Origin of the sequence: Dactylosporangium sp. McL0621, assembly GCF_049995355.1 — a bacterium.
Classification (GTDB): domain Bacteria; phylum Actinomycetota; class Actinomycetes; order Mycobacteriales; family Micromonosporaceae; genus Dactylosporangium.
In genome coordinates, this window is record NZ_CP188259.1 from 10,371,130 (window position 1) to 10,385,450 (window position 14,321).

Below are 14,321 nucleotides of genomic sequence, written 5' to 3' on the forward strand. Positions count from 1 at the left end.
GCCGGGCCGTCGTACATCGATCGGGCGTCAGGCGTGGGCGCCGCGCAGGACGAAGTCCACCAGGTTCTCGGCGAAGCCCTCGTCGGGCACGTTCGGGTTCCAGCGGAGCATGTTCTGCGCGAGCGTCGGGCCCGACAGGACGAGCAGGGCCAGCTCCACGTCGAGGTCCTCGCGCAGCTCGCCGGAGGCGATGCCGCGCCGCAGGACGCGGCGCATCAGCTCCCGGCGCGGCTCCACCACACCCTGGTACACCCGGCTCATCTCCGAGCTCTTGAACAGCTCCGGCATCAGGCAGGCCGTGACCTTGCCGTAGTGAGCCATCCGCTTGTTGCGCATCGACGCGATCAGCGTGATCAGATCGCCCCGGACCGACTCGCCGCTCAGCTCGGGCAGCGGGCCCTTCATCGCCAGCACCGCGTCGATGAGCAGCGCGTCCTTGTTGGGCCAGCGGCGATAGATCGTCGCCTTGCCGACGCCGGCCTTCGCGGCGACCGCCTCGATCGAGATGGCGTCCGCACTCTGGCCGGAGCTGAGCAGCTCGAACACCGCCTCGACGATCGCCTCGTCGACCCGGGCGCTCCGGGGCCGGCCCGGACCCTTGCGGTCCTGGTCAGCCACCGGTTCCACGCTGAGCGTCATGTTTTCCATTGTTACCGAGTTTTCACACCGAAGCTACTCACCGGTTTCCTCCAGTCCCGTCAGTCGCCGACGACTACCAGTTCCACACCCTGCTCCTCCGCCAGACCCTCGGCGTTGGTGGGTGCGGGAGCGCTGGCCGGGCGCTTGCCGGGCAGCCACACCACGGCGACGACGGCACCGAGGATCGCGAAGATCGCCGAGCCGACGGCCGCGCCGTGCATGGCCGTGAGGAACGCGTCGTTCGCGTGCTGGATCAGCGCCGGCGCCGCCTGGCCCGCGTGCTCGGCGACCCCGTACGCGCCCGAGATCGACTCGTTGGCGGCGTCGCGCGCCGCGGCCGGCAGTCCGCTCGTGGCCGACTCCATGTGGCTGCGGTAGACCGAGGAGATGACGGCGCCGAGGGCGGCCACGCCGAGGGCGCCGCCGACCTGCCGGATGGTGTTGCTGACGGCCGATCCGACGCCGGCCTTCTCACGGGGAAGCACGGACATGATCGATTCCGTCGCGGGCGGCATCACGTTGGCCATGCCGACACCCATCAGGAAGAACAGCCCGCCGACGATCCAGATCGGCGTGTCGGCCTGGATGAACATCCATGCCGCCAGGCCGATGGCGACCAGCAGCAGGCCGGTGGTGCTGACGGCCTTGGGGCCGAAGCGCTTGACCATGGCCGCGCTGCGCGGGGCGAAGACCATCTGGGCGACCGCGAAGGGCACGAACAGGGCGCCGGAGGCCAGCGGGCCGTAGCCGCGGACCAGCTGCAGGTAGAAGGCGCTGACGAACATGATGCCCATGGCCGCGAAGAAGACCAGGCCGATCATGCCGGTCGAGGCGCTGAACTGCCGGTTGCCGAAGAGGCGCACGTCCAGCGAGGGGAACTCGATGCGCCGCTCGTAGACGGCGAACGCGGCCAGCACGACCACCGCCGCGACCAGGGCACCCCAGGACTCGGTCTTGCCGAAGCCGTGGTCGCCGCCCTCGATCACGCCGTAGGTGAGCAGGGTGAGGCCGATGATCGACAGCAGCACGCCGACGAAGTCGATGCGGCCCGGCTTCGGGTCGCGCGACTCGGGGATGAGGGTGTTGACCAGGACCAGGCCCGCGATCACGATCGGGACGTTGATCAGGAAGACCGAGCCCCACCAGAAGTGCTCGAGCAGCAGGCCGCCGACGATCGGGCCGATGGCCACGCCGAGGCCGACCGCGCCGGCCCACACGCCGATGGCGCGGCCGCGCTCACGCGGGTCGAAGACGTTGGCGATGATCGACAGGGTCGAGGGCATGACCGCCGCGGCGCCGAGACCCATGAGGGCCCGGGCCCAGATGAGCTGGTCCGCGGAGTCGGAGTAGGCCGAGACGAGCGACGCGATGCCGAACAGCGCGAGGCCGACGGTCAGCGTGATGCGGCGGCCGAGACGGTCGGCCAGGATGCCGGCGGTGAAGAGCAGGCCGGCGAAGACGAGGGTGTACGAGTTGATCGCCCACTCGAGCTGGCTCTGGGACGCGCCCAGGCCCTTCTCCGGGTCGGCGATGGTGCGCATGGCGACGTTGAGGACGGTGTTGTCCAGCACGACCACGAGCAGGCTGATGACGAGCACGCCGAGGATCGCCCAGCGGCGAGGATGTCCTGTGTTGGCTGGGGCCGGCGTTTGGGTGGCTGCGTCCACGGTGTTGCTCCCCCTGGTCGGAACGCGATAACGATACGGAACTGTTCCGTATCAACGTAGCCCTCCCAACGCCGATACGGAACCGTCTCGTATTGAATAGTGCGTCCGATCACACCCGGCGCCACCTGCGGAATAAACGGGGGAGGTACCCGGCGACCGTGCCCCACAGCCCCCGCCGGAACAGCAGCACCACCAGCACGAAGATCCCTCCGGTGACGAGGCCGACCAGGTCGAAGCCGGCCTGCGAGAGCTGGTCCTCCAGGTTGACGACGAGCCCGGCGCCGAGCACGCCGCCCCACAGCGTGCCGATCCCGCCCAGCACGACAAGCACCACGCCCTTGCCCGACGTCGTCCAGTGCACGACGTCGAGGGAGACGAAGCCGTGCGCGACCGCGAACAGGCCGCCGCCGAGCCCGGCCAGGAAGGCCGACAGCACGAAGGCCAGCAGCTTGTACCGGGAGGCCGCGAACCCCAGCGCCCGCGCCCGGCCGGCGTTGTCCCGCACCGCGACGAGCACCCGGCCGAACGGCGAGTGCACGATCCGCCAGGCCAGGAGCAGGCCGAGCGCCACGATGGGCAGCGCCGCGTAGTAGAAGTAGTACGGGTCGGAGAGGTCCAGGCCGAACAGCTCCCGCGGCACGCTCTGCAGCCCGTTCTCGCCGCCGGTGACCGAGGACCAGGCGTTGGCCACGTAGTAGATCATCTGGGCGAACGCGAGGGTCACCATCGCGAAGTAGATCCCGGTCCGGCGTACGGCGAGCCAGCCGATCGGCACCGCGAGCGCGGCCGCCGTGAGCGCCCCGCCGAGCACCGCGACCGGGAACGGCGCCCCGAGCCGGGCCGCGATCAGCCCGGCCGTGTACGCCGACGTGCCCCAGAACGCGGCGTGCCCGAAGGACAGCAGGCCGCCGTACCCGAGCAGCAGGTCGATCGCGACCGCGAACAGCGCCCAGCAGAGCATGTCCACCGCCACCGCCGGGTAGATCCCGTTGGGCAGCCAGAGCGCGATCGCCGCCCCGGCGGCCAGCAGCACCCATTTCACGCCGAACTCTCCTCTCGCCCGAACAGCCCGGCCGGGCGCACGAGCAGCACGAGCGCCATCACCAGGAAGATGAGCGTCTGGGCCAGCAGCGGCGGCGCGTACGCCTCGCTCCAGGCCTGCAGCAGGCCGATGCCGAAGCCGGCGGCCACCGAGCCGAAGACCGAGCCGAGCCCGCCGATGACGACGACGGCGAAGACGCCGATGATCAGGTCGCCGCCCATGAGCGGGTTGACCGCCCGCACCGGCGCGGCCAGGACGCCCGCCAGCGCCGCAAGGGCCACGCCGAAGCCGAACACCGGCGCGATCCACCGCCCGACATCGATGCCGAGCGCCCGGGTCAGCTCGGGCCGCTCGATGCCGGCCCGCACCACCATCCCGACCCGGGTGCGGGCCAGCACCCACCAGACGACGGCGCAGAGCGCGACCGCGACGGCGAGGACGAACACGCGGTACGCCGGAAAGTCGAACACCCCGAAGTCGACCGTCCCGCCGAGCCCGGCCGGCGCCCCGTAGGGCTTCGACTGGGTGCCGTAGCGCGACTTCACCGCGTCCTGCAGGATCAGCGTCAGGCCGAACGTGAGCAGGAAGTTGTAGAGCGGGTCGAGCGCGGCCAGCCGCCGCACGACCGTGCGCTCCAGCACCACGCCGAGCAGGCCGAGCACGACCGGCACGACCGCCAGGGCGACCCAGAAGGAGAGCCCGAACGCGTCCAGCAGGAAGAAGGCGCCGACCGCGCCGAGCATGTAGAACGCCCCGTGCGCGAAGTTGACCACGCGGAGCATGCCGAAGATGACGGCCAGGCCGAGGGCGAGCAGCGCGTAGAAGCCGCCCCCGACCAGACCGTTCACCGTGTGGGTGAGCAGACCCATCGCGTGTCAGAGCTTGCAGTCCGGCGACGGGGCCCGGAAGGCCTCCTGGGCCGGGATGGTCTTGACGATCTGCTCGTAGTCCCACGCCTCCTTGACCTCGGACCCGGGCTTGACCTTGGCCAGGTAGGCGTCGTGCAGGACCCGGTGGTCGGCGGCCCGGAACTCGCCGTTGCGCAGGAAGAAGTCGTCCACCTTCTTGCCCTCCAGCTGCTTGACGACCGCGTCGGCGTCGTCGGTGCCGGCCGCCTGGACCGCCTCGAGGTACTGCATCGCCGCCGAGTAGTTCGCCGCGTGGGCGAACGTGGGGCGCTGGCCGCCGGTGCGGGCGGCGAACTTGTCGGCCCAGGCGCGGTTGCGCTCGTCGAAGTTCCAGTACCACGCGTCGGTGAAGGTGGTGCCGGCCAGCGCGTCGGGGGTCAGCGAGTGGATGTCGGTCAGGAACATGAGGCCCACGGCCAGCCCGATGCCCTTGTCCTTGAGCTTGAACTCGTTGTACTGCTTGACGAGGTTCACCAGGTCGGCGCCCGCCTGCATGGTGCCCAGCACGTCCGGCTTCGGGTTCAGGGTCGGCGCCTTGAGCAGGAACGTGGAGAAGTTGTCGTTCGGGAACGGCGTGGGGTCGCTGGCCACCACCGTGCCGCCGCCCTTGGTCACCGCCGCGCTGAAGGACTTCTGCATGTCCTGGCCGAAGGCGTAGTCGGGGTAGACGATGTACCAGTTCTTCGCCCCGGCCTGGGTGGCCGCGGTGCCGGTGCCGTTGGCGAGCATCGCCGTGTCGTAGGCGTAGTGGAACGTGTACTTGTTGCAGGACTTGCCGGTCAGGTCCGTGGTGGCGCCCGAGATGTTGAAGTACAGCTTCTTCGCCTGCTTGGCCACGTCGGCGACCTTCAGCGCGGCCGAGGACGTCGGCACGTCGAGGATGGCGTCGACCCCGAGCCGGTCGTACATCTCGCTCGCGCGGGTGTTGGCGATGTCGGGCTTGTTCTGGTGGTCCGCGGTCTCCACGGTGATGTTCCTGGTGACCGCCTTGTCCCCGTACTTGGCCTTGAAGTCGTCGATGGCCATCTGCACGGCCACGACGGAGTTCTTGCCCGACAGCTGGGCGTAGACGCCGGACTGGTCGTTGAGCACGCCGAGCACGATCTTGTCGCCGGTGAGCCCGCCGCCGCCCGTGGAGCGGGGGCCGCCGCCGCCGCACCCGGCGAGCAGCGCGCACAGCGCCGTGCCGATCACAATGGAACGCTTCATTGGGGTGTACCTCCGGTCAGATGCCGAGTAGCGCGAGGAGCTCGTCCTCGCGGGATTGCACGTCCGCGTTGTCGAAAGTGCCGGCGATCCGCCCCTCGGCGAGCAGGTAGTGGCGGTCGGCGACGGTGGTGGCGAAGCGCAGGTTCTGCTCGACGAGCAGGACGGTGACGCCGTGGTCGCGGGCGCGGCGCAGGATCTCGCCGACCCGCCGCACGAGCAGCGGCGAGAGCCCCTCCGTGGGCTCGTCGCACAGCAGCACCGTGGCGCCCATGCGCAGCACCCGGGCGAGCGCGAGCATCTGCTGCTCGCCCCCGGAGAGCGTGGTGGCCGGGCTGCGGCGGCGCTCGTACAGGTTCGGGAACGCCTCGTGGATCTCGTCGAGGCCCCACGGCCGGGGCCCGACCACGGGCGGCAGCGCCAGGTGCTCGGCGACGCTGAGCGTGGCGTAGGCCCCGCGGTCGTCCGGCACCCAGCCGAGCCCGGCGCGGGCGCGGACGTGCGCGGGGCGGCGGGAGACGTCCGTGCCGGCGAGGGTGACCGTCCCCGACTGGCCGGGGTGCAGGCCCATGACGCAGCGCAGGAGCGTGGTCTTGCCGGCGCCGTTGCGCCCGCAGAGCGTGACGACCTCGCCCTCGGCCACGTGCAGGCCGACGTCGCGCAGCACGCGGGCCTCGCCGTACCACGCGGAAAGTCCCTCAATGCGCAGCATCGGCGCTGCCCAGGTAGGCCTCGACCACGCGCTCGTCGGCGCGCACCTGCTCGTACGGGCCCTCGGCGAGGACCCGGCCGGCCTGCAGGACCGTGACCCGGTCGGCGAGCCGGCCCACGACGCTCATGTTGTGCTCGACCAGCACCACCGTGCGCCCGTCGCGGACCGCGGCGATGAGCTCGACGGTCCGCTCGACGTCCTCGACCCCCATGCCGGCGGTCGGCTCGTCCAGCAGCAGCACCCGCGGGTCCAGGGCGAGCGCGATGGCCAGCTCCAGGGCCCGCTTGCGCCCGTAGGGCAGGCTCCCGGCCGGCTCCTGCGCGGCCGCGGCGAGCCCGACCCGCTCCAGCAGCTCCTCGGCCGGGGCCCGGAAGCGCCGCAGCGGCCGCTCGGAGCGCCAGAAGGCCCAGCCGAGGGAGGTGCCGCCCTGCAGCGCGAGCTCCACGTGGGCGACCACCGTCTGCTGCGGGAAGAGGCTCGCGATCTGGAAGGAGCGGGCCAGGCCGAGGCGGGCGACCCGCTCGGGCGCGAGCCCGGTGATGTCCCGCCCGGCCAGCTCGATCCGCCCGGCGCTCGGCGCGAGGAACCCGGTCAGCAGGTTGAACAGCGTCGTCTTGCCGGCCCCGTTGGGCCCGACGAGCGCGTGCACGGCGCCGGTGGCGACATCGAGATCGACCCCGTCGACGGCGCGGAAGCCGCGGAAGTCGCGGGTGAGGCCACGCGCGACGAGCGCGGAACCAGCCATGTGGGATTCACCCTCCTGTGACGTCGGAAGTGACGGCCGTCACAAGGTATGGCCGTCACTCCCGGCGCCACTACGGAGCTGATCCACACATTCCCATGCTTAGGTATGTGGGCCCGGCCGGCGCTCGGGGATCCAGCGCGCCAGCGGGCCGAGCCGGGTGCGCAGGCCCGCGAGGCCGCCCGGGAAGAAGTACACCGCCAGGATGAAGACGGTGCCGAGGATGAACAGCGGCTGCGACAGCGGGCCGCGCAGGAAGCCGGGCAGCCCGGCCACCGCGTCCGAGTCGCCCAGGGCGACGAGGCGGTAGTCGAGGTACGTGAACAGGAACCCGCCGATCAGCGGCCCCCAGCGCGTCCCCGGGCCGCCCAGGACCACCATCACCAGCAGGGTCAGGGTCTGGTCGGAGGCGGCCACGTGGGGCGTCGCGCCGCCGATCAGCAGCGAGTACATGGCCCCCGCGAGCCCGGCCAGGCCGCCGGCGACCGTGAAGGCGAAGAGGCGGTAGCGGTACGGGTCGAGGCCGAGCACGCCCACCCGGCGCTCGTCGTCGCGGATGGCGGCCAGCACCCGCCCCGACGGGGAGTCGGCGATCGCGTGCACGACCAGGACGGTGATCACGAGCACGCCCAGGGCGAGCCAGTACAGGTTCACCGTGTTGGCCACGCCGACCAGGAAGCCGGGCACCTTCGCGCCGTCCATCGGCAGGCCCTCCTCGCCGCCGGTGGCCCCGCCCGGGTTGCGCCCGATGGTGATCGCGGCGACCTGCGCGAACGCCAGTGTCACCATGGCGAACGCAATGCCACCGGTGCGCAGCGCGACCGCGCCCAGCAGCGCGGCCAGGATCGCGGTGCCCATGACGGCGAGCAGGATCGCGGTCCACAGCCCGTAGCCGGCCTTGGTGACGAGCATGTCGGTGCCGTACACGCCGGCCGCGAAGTAGAGGGCGTGGCCGAACGAGAGCATCCCGGTGCGGCCGAAGAGCAGGTCGTAGCCCAGCGCGAGGGCGCCGAAGACCAGGCCCAGGGCCAGCAGCTGCAGGGTGCCGGGGGCGTTGAGCGCGGAGTCGAAGACGCCCGGGATCCTCAGGCCGCAGTAGGGCAGGAAGATGGCCGCCGCCAGCACCGCGACCGGCCCGAAACGACTCGCGCGCAGCCGGGCCGGCGCCGTTCGCACCTGCGGTGCCGTCTGTGTCGTCATGAGGTGGCGACCTTCCCGGTGATCCCTTGTGGACGGACGAGGAGCACGACCGCGAGCAGGGCGACGACGCAGATGTCGCCGAGGCCCGACGAGGTGTAGTTGACGAACTGCTGCAGCAGCCCGACCGCGACCGCGGCGTAGGCGGCGCCGGTGACCGAGCCCATGCCGCCGATGACGACGACGATGAAGCCGAAGATGAGCAGGGAGCTGCCGCCGGTCGGCGAGATCGCGCCGGTGAACACGCCGCCGAGCGCGCCGGCGAGGGCCGCGGCCGCGCCGCCGATGGCGAACACGAGGGTGAACGCGCGCCGCACGTCGATGCCGAGCGCGGTGACCATCGAGCGGTCCTCGACGCCGGCGCGAATGACCAGACCGATCCGGGTGTACTTCAGGAAGGCCAGCAGCCCGAGCAGCACCACGACCGCGGCCCCGATGAGCAGGAACCGGTCGTTCGGCACGCGCGCGCCGGCGATCGTGGTGAGCCGCTGGGTCCACTGTGGACGCGGGTAGGGCCGGGCGTCGCTGCCCCACGACGCCTGCAGCAGCGCCACGCCGGCCAGCGAGAGCCCGACGGTCACCAGGACCTGTTCGATCGTGCGGCGGTACAGCGGCCGGATGAGCACCAGCTCGACCAGCGCCGCGACGACCGTCCCGCACGCGACCCCGAAGAGCACCGCGAACGCGAAGCCCCAGCCGCTCGGCCCGGCCCCGGGCAGGTGCCCGGCCGCCCACCAGGTGCCGTAGGCCCCGACGGAGAGGAACAGCCCGTGCGCGAAGTTGAGCACGTCGGCGAGGCCGAAGACGAGGGCGAGGCCGGAGGCGACGAGGAAGTACAGCGCGGAGAGGCCCAGCCCCGTCAGGGTGAGCAGCACGAACGTGCTCATGCCGACACCTCCGCTTCGCTCCGGCGCCGGCCTGAGTCAGATCTGCGCCTATGATGAGTGGCCACTCCGCTTCGCTCCGTACCACTCATGATGCGTGGTCCGCCTTCCCGACGCCCAGCAGCGACTTGGTCTTCTCGGTGTAGTCCAGGAGGTCCGCCGCGGCCCCGGCGTAGGCGACCTTCCCGGCGGCGATGACGACCGCGTCCTGCGCCAGGCGCCGCACGACGGCCAGGTTCTGCTCGACCAGCAGCATCGGCACGACCTGGGCGACGGCGTGCAGGGCGGCCGCCACCTCGCCGACGACCTTCGGCGCGAGGCCCTTGGTCGGCTCGTCGATGAGCAGCAGCCGGTTGGGGTTGAGCAGCACCCGCCCGATCGCGAGCATCTGCTGCTGGCCGCCCGACAGGGTGCCGGCCCGCTGCCGGCCGCGCCGCTGCAGCTCGGGGAAGAGGCCGTAGACGCGCTCGTAGTCGGGGGCGGCGCCGGAGCGCTCGGCGAGGCGCAGGTTCTCGGCGACGGTGAGGCCGCCGAAGACGCCGCGGTCCTCGGGCACGTACCCGAGCCCGTCGCGCACCAGCCGGAAGGTCGGCAGCCGGGTGACCCGCTGCCCGGCGAAGCGCACCTCGCCGGCCAGTTCGGCGCCGCGCGGCAGCAGGCCGAGCACCGCCTTCAGGGTCGTGGTCTTGCCGACGCCGTTGCGCCCGAGCAGCGCGGTGACGCCCTGCGGCGCGACGCCGAACGTCACGCCCTGCAGGATGTGCGAGCCGGCGATGCGCACGTCCAGCCCGGCGATGTCGAGAACGGTCACGCCGTCACCTCCGCAAGCTCCGGCGCCGGCCGGACCCTGTGTTCATGGTTCCCGGCTCCTCCGCTTCGCTCCGGCCCGCTCACAACTTCTCCCCCAGGTACGCCTCCTGGACGGTGCGGTCGGCCATGACCACGTCCGGCGTGTCGCAGACCAGCAGCGCCCCGTGGTGCATGACCGCGACCCGGTCGGCCAGGTCGAGTACGACGTCCATGTGGTGCTCCACCATGAGCACGCTGCGCCGCTCCTCGCGGGTCAGCGTGCGGATCAGCGCGACCAGGCCGGGCACGTCCTCGGCGCTGACCCCGGCCATCGGCTCGTCGAGCAGCAGCACCCGCGGCTCGCCGGCCAGCAGCAGCGCGATCTCGAGCTTGCGCTTCTCGCCGTGGGCCAGGGTGCCGGCCAGCGCGCCGGCGCGGTGGTCCAGCCCGACCCGCCACAGCACCCGGTCGGCGCGCTCGGCGACGTCCCGGTCGCGGGCGGGCAGCGGGAAGGGGCGGATCGAGCCGCCGCGGCGGGCCTGCACGGCGAGGCGCACGTTGGCCGCGACGGTGAGCGAGGCGAAGACCGAGGACGACTGGAAGGTACGCCCGAGGCCGAGCCGGGCCCGCCGGTGCGGCGGCAGCCGGGTCACGTCCTGCCCGGCGAGCGACACCGAGCCGTCGGACGGCCGGCGCAGCCCGGAGACCAGGTTGAACAGCGAGGTCTTGCCGGCGCCGTTCGGGCCGATGACGGCCAGGAACTCGCCCTCGGCGAGGTCGAGGTTGACCCCGTCGACGATGGCGGCCCCGCCGATCCGCCAGGTCAGGCGCCGGATGCTGAGCAGGCCGGTGGCCGGGGCGTCCGCAAGGACACCGCCGGCCACCGGACCCGGGGCGTTCGCCACGGGCTCAGCCCTTCATCTGCGCGACCGGCGGCGCGGCGGCGGCCGGGTCGATCGCCTTCACCAGCTCGGGCTTGAGGTCGGCGCCGGAGCCGCTGAACTTGCCCTGGAACATCGGCTGGAGCAGGGCGTGGTCCTCCTTGCGGACGGTCAGCTTGCCCTTGACGCCGTCGAACGACCAGCCCTCGAGCGCGGTGACCATCTTGTCGACGTCGTCGCCGCCCTCCTGCGCGGCCCGCACCACCATCTGGGCGGCGGTGAAGCCGTCCGGGTGGAACAGGTCGACCTTGCCGCCGTCGACGCCCTTGCGCAGCGCCGCGGTGGCCTCGTTGTCGCTCGCGCCGTCGAAGTAGTGGGCGAGCAGCGAGATCTTCGACCCGGCGGCGCCGAACGTCGGCCACGACGCGCGCTGGTCGATGCCGGTGACCACGAGTGTCGAGCCGAGCACGCCCTGCTGGTCGAGCGCCTGCCACATGGCGGTGGCGGTGGTGCCGGCCCACGCGACGAAGATCATATCGGCCTTGGCGTTCTTGGCCTGCACCGCGAAGCCGGTGAACTCGGTGGCGTTGGCCGGAACCGAGATCGTCTCGACGGTGGCCCCGGCGCCGCCGATGACGGCCTTCACCGCGTCCGCGTTGGACTTGCCGAAGGCGCCGTCCTGCGTGAACACGAGGACCTTCTTGCCCGAGGGGGCGGGCAGGTAGGACTTGGCCGCGAGGACGTCCTGGTAGGACTGGCGACCCGAGCGGAAGGTGTACTTGTTGATGCCGGTCACCGCGTCGGTGGCCGCGGGTCCGGAGATGAACAGGACCTTGTTCTGCGCGGCGAGCGGGGCCATCTGGCTCGCGACGCCGGACGAGGTGCTGCCGGCGATGATCTTGTACCCCTGGCCGATGAGGTCCTTCGCGGCCGAGACGGCCTTGGCCGCGTCGCCGGCGTCGTCGGACTCCTTGACCTCGATCGGGCGGTTGCCGACCTTGCCGGTGCCCTTGGTGGCGAAGGCGAGCCCCGCCTTCCACCCCTCGATGTACTGCTTGCCGTAGCCGGCCAGCGGGCCGGTCTGCGAGTAGACGAGCCCGACCTTGATGGGTGCGCCGTCGCCGGCCGGCTCCTGCGCGGCCTCCTGGGGGCTGCTGCACGCGGACGCGAACGTCGCCGCCAGCGTGAGCCCCAACGCCGCGAACAACACTCGCCGCGGCGCGCCTGTCTGCCTGATCAACGCTTCCTCCGTGTGAACGCCTTGTTAAGGCCAGCGCCTGCTGGCGGTGTTCGACACGCTAGGAGTGGCGTCGGGCACGTCGCTATGTGGTCGGGCCACACAGAATCGGCGTTCCCCTATGGTGACTACCCAGCAGCCACTCGGTCGAGGAAGGCTTCGAGCAGCGGCAGGAAGGCCGGGGACAGCTGCTGGAAGAGCGGGACGTCGGCCTGTGGGGGCTCCGGATACAGCATGTGCCCGACCCCCGGCAGGACCGCCACGCCGTTGTTGCCCCGCTGCTCGGCCGGCAGCCGCTCGCCCAGCACCACCAGGCTGCGCTCGACCGGCACCAGCTCGTCGGCGGCGCCGAAGAACGCCATGACGGGGCAGCGCACGAAGGGCAGGATCTCGGCCGGGTCGAAGCGGGCCAGCCGGCCGCCGAGGACCAGCAGCTCCTCGGTGTCGTACGGGGGCCCGGCGGCCTCCGCGTACCAGTCGCGGCGGGCGTAGCGGGCCTGGTCGGCCAGGATCTGGGCCGGGTCCTGCCCGGCGACGAGGCGGTCGGCGCGCTCGTCGACCCAGCGCAGGGCGTCCGCGATGACCTCCTCGGAGCGGCCCCGGGCGCGCAGGGCCCGCTCGATGCGCACCCGCTCCTGCTCGATCGGGCCGACCATGGGGCCGGAGACGGTGACGACGAAGTCGACGAGGCCGGGCTCGTTGGCCGCGGCCGCGATGGCGACCCAGCCGCCCTGGCTGTAGCCGATCAGCCCGGCCCGGTCGACCGTGGCCTGCTTGCGCAGGGCGTCGAGGGCGGCGAGGCCCTCGATGGCGCGGTCGCCGAGGGACTGCGCGCGCCAGTCGCCGGGCGAGCCGCCGCAGCCGGGCTTGTCGTGGCGGAGGGTGGCGATCCCGCGCTCGGCGAGCCAGCCGGGCACGCCCTGCCAGGCGTCGCGGGTGGCCGGGCCGGAGCCGTCGGACAGCACCAGGCCGGCCCGGGCCGGACCGTCCGGCGTGCACAGGATCGCGTTGAGCGGCCCCATCGCGGTATCGACGACCGTATTTCGCTCAGGCATGGAATCGGCCCTCCCCCCGCGCAATGTAGCAGCGGAGGGAGGGCCGCGCCCGACCGGCGAGCCGCGGTGTTACTGGGCGGCGGCGGCCAATGGTGCCTGGTAGGTCTTCAGCAGGGCGGCCTTGTCGGCATCGACCGTCTTCCAGTCGTCCTTGAGGACCCCGCCGGTGTCACCGGAGTTCGGGTTCCAGGCCCAGTACGTGTAGCTGAGCCCGTTGTCCTTGAGGTAGCCGATGAGGTTGCGCTGCCAGATCCCTTCCAGGTCCTTGTTGCCCTGGGCGTCCTTCTCGGCCACCGAGCGGCCGCCGAACTCGCCCATCAGGACCGGGGCGGTGTTGTTCTTCACCAGGTACCCGAACTGCTTGTCCCACAGCGCCGGCATGTTCGCCGGGAACTTCGGGTCGGTGAACCACTGCTGCGACCAGACCTTCGGGCTGTAGTCGTGCGCGGAGTACACCAGCTTCGACTGGTCGGTCAGCTTCACCGGGTGCTCCTTGGCGCCCTGCAGGTTGCCGCCCCACCAGTAGCCGTCGCTCTTGCCGTCGGCGGTCTTGTAGCTCTCGATGCCCTCGACGACGATCAGCCAGTTGGGGTTGGCCTTGAGGACCGCGTCGCCGGCCCGCTGCGCGGCGGCCTGCCAGTCGGTCTTCTCGTTGCCGTCGCCCCAGGTGGCCTCGCCGTGCGGCTCGTTGTGCAGGTCGGCGCCGACCACGAGCTGGTTGTTCTTGTAGTGCTCGGCGAGCTTGACCCAGTCGGAGATCCAGCGCTCCTCGCTGACCTTGTCGGTGTACCAGAGGTTGCTCTGGCCCTGCGAGGTCGGGCGGTGCCGGTCGAGGATGACCATCATGCCGCGCTTGGTCGCGCCCTCGACCACCTTGTCCATCAGCTGCGGCCCGGTGAGGCCCTTGAGGTCCGGGTTGAGCGCGTAGTCGACGCCGTTGGGCTTGGACGCCGCGTCGAACAGCTCGTTGCTGAACGGCAGGCGCATCGAGTTGAAGCCCTGCCCGACCATCTGGTCGAGCATGTCGCCGAGGTTGCGCGACCACAGCCCGTGCGGCGCGAACGTGTTGGTCTCGAGCCCGAACCAGTTGACACCGGTAAACGTCACGGTCTCACCGCGGGCGTCGACGATCTTCGAGCCTTCGGCATGCAGCGGCATCTGCAGGCGCTGGCCGGACTCGGTCATTGCGGGGTGGACCTTCTTGTCGTGGTCCAGCAGCGGTACCAGTGCCACGCCGGCGACGGCGAGCGCGACGAGGGCGGAAATCCAGTAAAGGCGCGTACGACCCATAAAACTGACCTGTCCTCACACTTGACTGCGGGGCAGGTCAGAACGTTACGGATATCGGACATATGGTGTCAG

General features: G+C 71.6%; 14 protein-coding genes. All 14 read right to left on the reverse strand.

The features are described from left to right. Positions 1 to 27: 27 nt before the first annotated feature. Entirely contained in the window at positions 28 to 639 is a 612-nt protein-coding gene (locus ACPPVO_RS49050; protein ID WP_360375691.1) for a TetR/AcrR family transcriptional regulator, read from the reverse strand. Between the two features lie 59 nt (positions 640 to 698). After that, positions 699 to 2,237 (reverse strand): MFS transporter, encoded by a 1,539-nt coding sequence (locus tag ACPPVO_RS49055; protein ID WP_426505943.1) that lies wholly within the window; start codon positions 2,235 to 2,237, stop codon positions 699 to 701. Between the two features lie 178 nt (positions 2,238 to 2,415). Further along, the gene (locus tag ACPPVO_RS49060) at positions 2,416 to 3,462 is read right to left on the reverse strand and encodes a branched-chain amino acid ABC transporter permease (protein ID WP_426514834.1); all 1,047 of its coding nucleotides are present in this window, start codon (positions 3,460 to 3,462) and stop codon (positions 2,416 to 2,418) included. Continuing rightward, positions 3,345 to 4,217, reverse strand: a complete 873-nt coding sequence (locus ACPPVO_RS49065; protein ID WP_426505945.1) for a branched-chain amino acid ABC transporter permease — start codon at positions 4,215 to 4,217, stop codon at positions 3,345 to 3,347. The genes ACPPVO_RS49060 and ACPPVO_RS49065 overlap by 118 nt, the downstream gene beginning before the upstream one ends. A 6-nt stretch (positions 4,218 to 4,223) precedes the next feature. After that, the gene (locus ACPPVO_RS49070; RefSeq protein ID WP_426505946.1) at positions 4,224 to 5,465 is read right to left on the reverse strand and encodes an ABC transporter substrate-binding protein; all 1,242 of its coding nucleotides are present in this window, start codon (positions 5,463 to 5,465) and stop codon (positions 4,224 to 4,226) included. Positions 5,466 to 5,481: 16 nt separating this feature from the next. Continuing rightward, positions 5,482 to 6,174, reverse strand: a complete 693-nt coding sequence (locus ACPPVO_RS49075) for an ABC transporter ATP-binding protein (protein ID WP_426505948.1) — start codon at positions 6,172 to 6,174, stop codon at positions 5,482 to 5,484. Further along, entirely contained in the window at positions 6,161 to 6,919 is a 759-nt protein-coding gene (locus ACPPVO_RS49080; protein WP_360375703.1) for an ABC transporter ATP-binding protein, read from the reverse strand. Before ACPPVO_RS49080 ends, ACPPVO_RS49075 begins: the two co-directional genes overlap by 14 nt. Before the next feature lie 99 nt (positions 6,920 to 7,018). Further along, positions 7,019 to 8,116, reverse strand: a complete 1,098-nt coding sequence (locus ACPPVO_RS49085) for a branched-chain amino acid ABC transporter permease (protein WP_426505950.1) — start codon at positions 8,114 to 8,116, stop codon at positions 7,019 to 7,021. After that, a complete protein-coding gene (locus tag ACPPVO_RS49090) occupies positions 8,113 to 9,000 on the reverse strand; it encodes a branched-chain amino acid ABC transporter permease (RefSeq protein ID WP_360375707.1) in 888 nt (295 codons plus the stop codon). The genes ACPPVO_RS49085 and ACPPVO_RS49090 overlap by 4 nt, the downstream gene beginning before the upstream one ends. A gap of 85 nt (positions 9,001 to 9,085) precedes the next feature. Next, on the reverse strand, positions 9,086 to 9,808 hold the full coding sequence (locus ACPPVO_RS49095) for an ABC transporter ATP-binding protein (protein WP_426505952.1): 723 nt from the start codon (positions 9,806 to 9,808) through the stop codon (positions 9,086 to 9,088). A 79-nt stretch (positions 9,809 to 9,887) separates the two neighbouring features. Continuing rightward, a complete protein-coding gene (locus tag ACPPVO_RS49100; RefSeq protein WP_426514835.1) occupies positions 9,888 to 10,631 on the reverse strand; it encodes an ABC transporter ATP-binding protein in 744 nt (247 codons plus the stop codon). A 64-nt stretch (positions 10,632 to 10,695) separates the two neighbouring features. Continuing rightward, the gene (locus tag ACPPVO_RS49105) at positions 10,696 to 11,904 is read right to left on the reverse strand and encodes a substrate-binding domain-containing protein (RefSeq protein WP_426514836.1); all 1,209 of its coding nucleotides are present in this window, start codon (positions 11,902 to 11,904) and stop codon (positions 10,696 to 10,698) included. A gap of 128 nt (positions 11,905 to 12,032) precedes the next feature. Beyond that, complete coding sequence (locus ACPPVO_RS49110; protein WP_426505954.1) at positions 12,033 to 12,959, reverse strand: alpha/beta hydrolase family protein; 927 nt, start codon at positions 12,957 to 12,959, stop codon at positions 12,033 to 12,035. A 69-nt stretch (positions 12,960 to 13,028) separates the two neighbouring features. Then, positions 13,029 to 14,249, reverse strand: coding sequence for a glycoside hydrolase family 5 protein (locus ACPPVO_RS49115; protein WP_426505955.1), 1,221 nt, complete (start codon positions 14,247 to 14,249; stop codon positions 13,029 to 13,031). Positions 14,250 to 14,321: the final 72 nt, after the last annotated feature.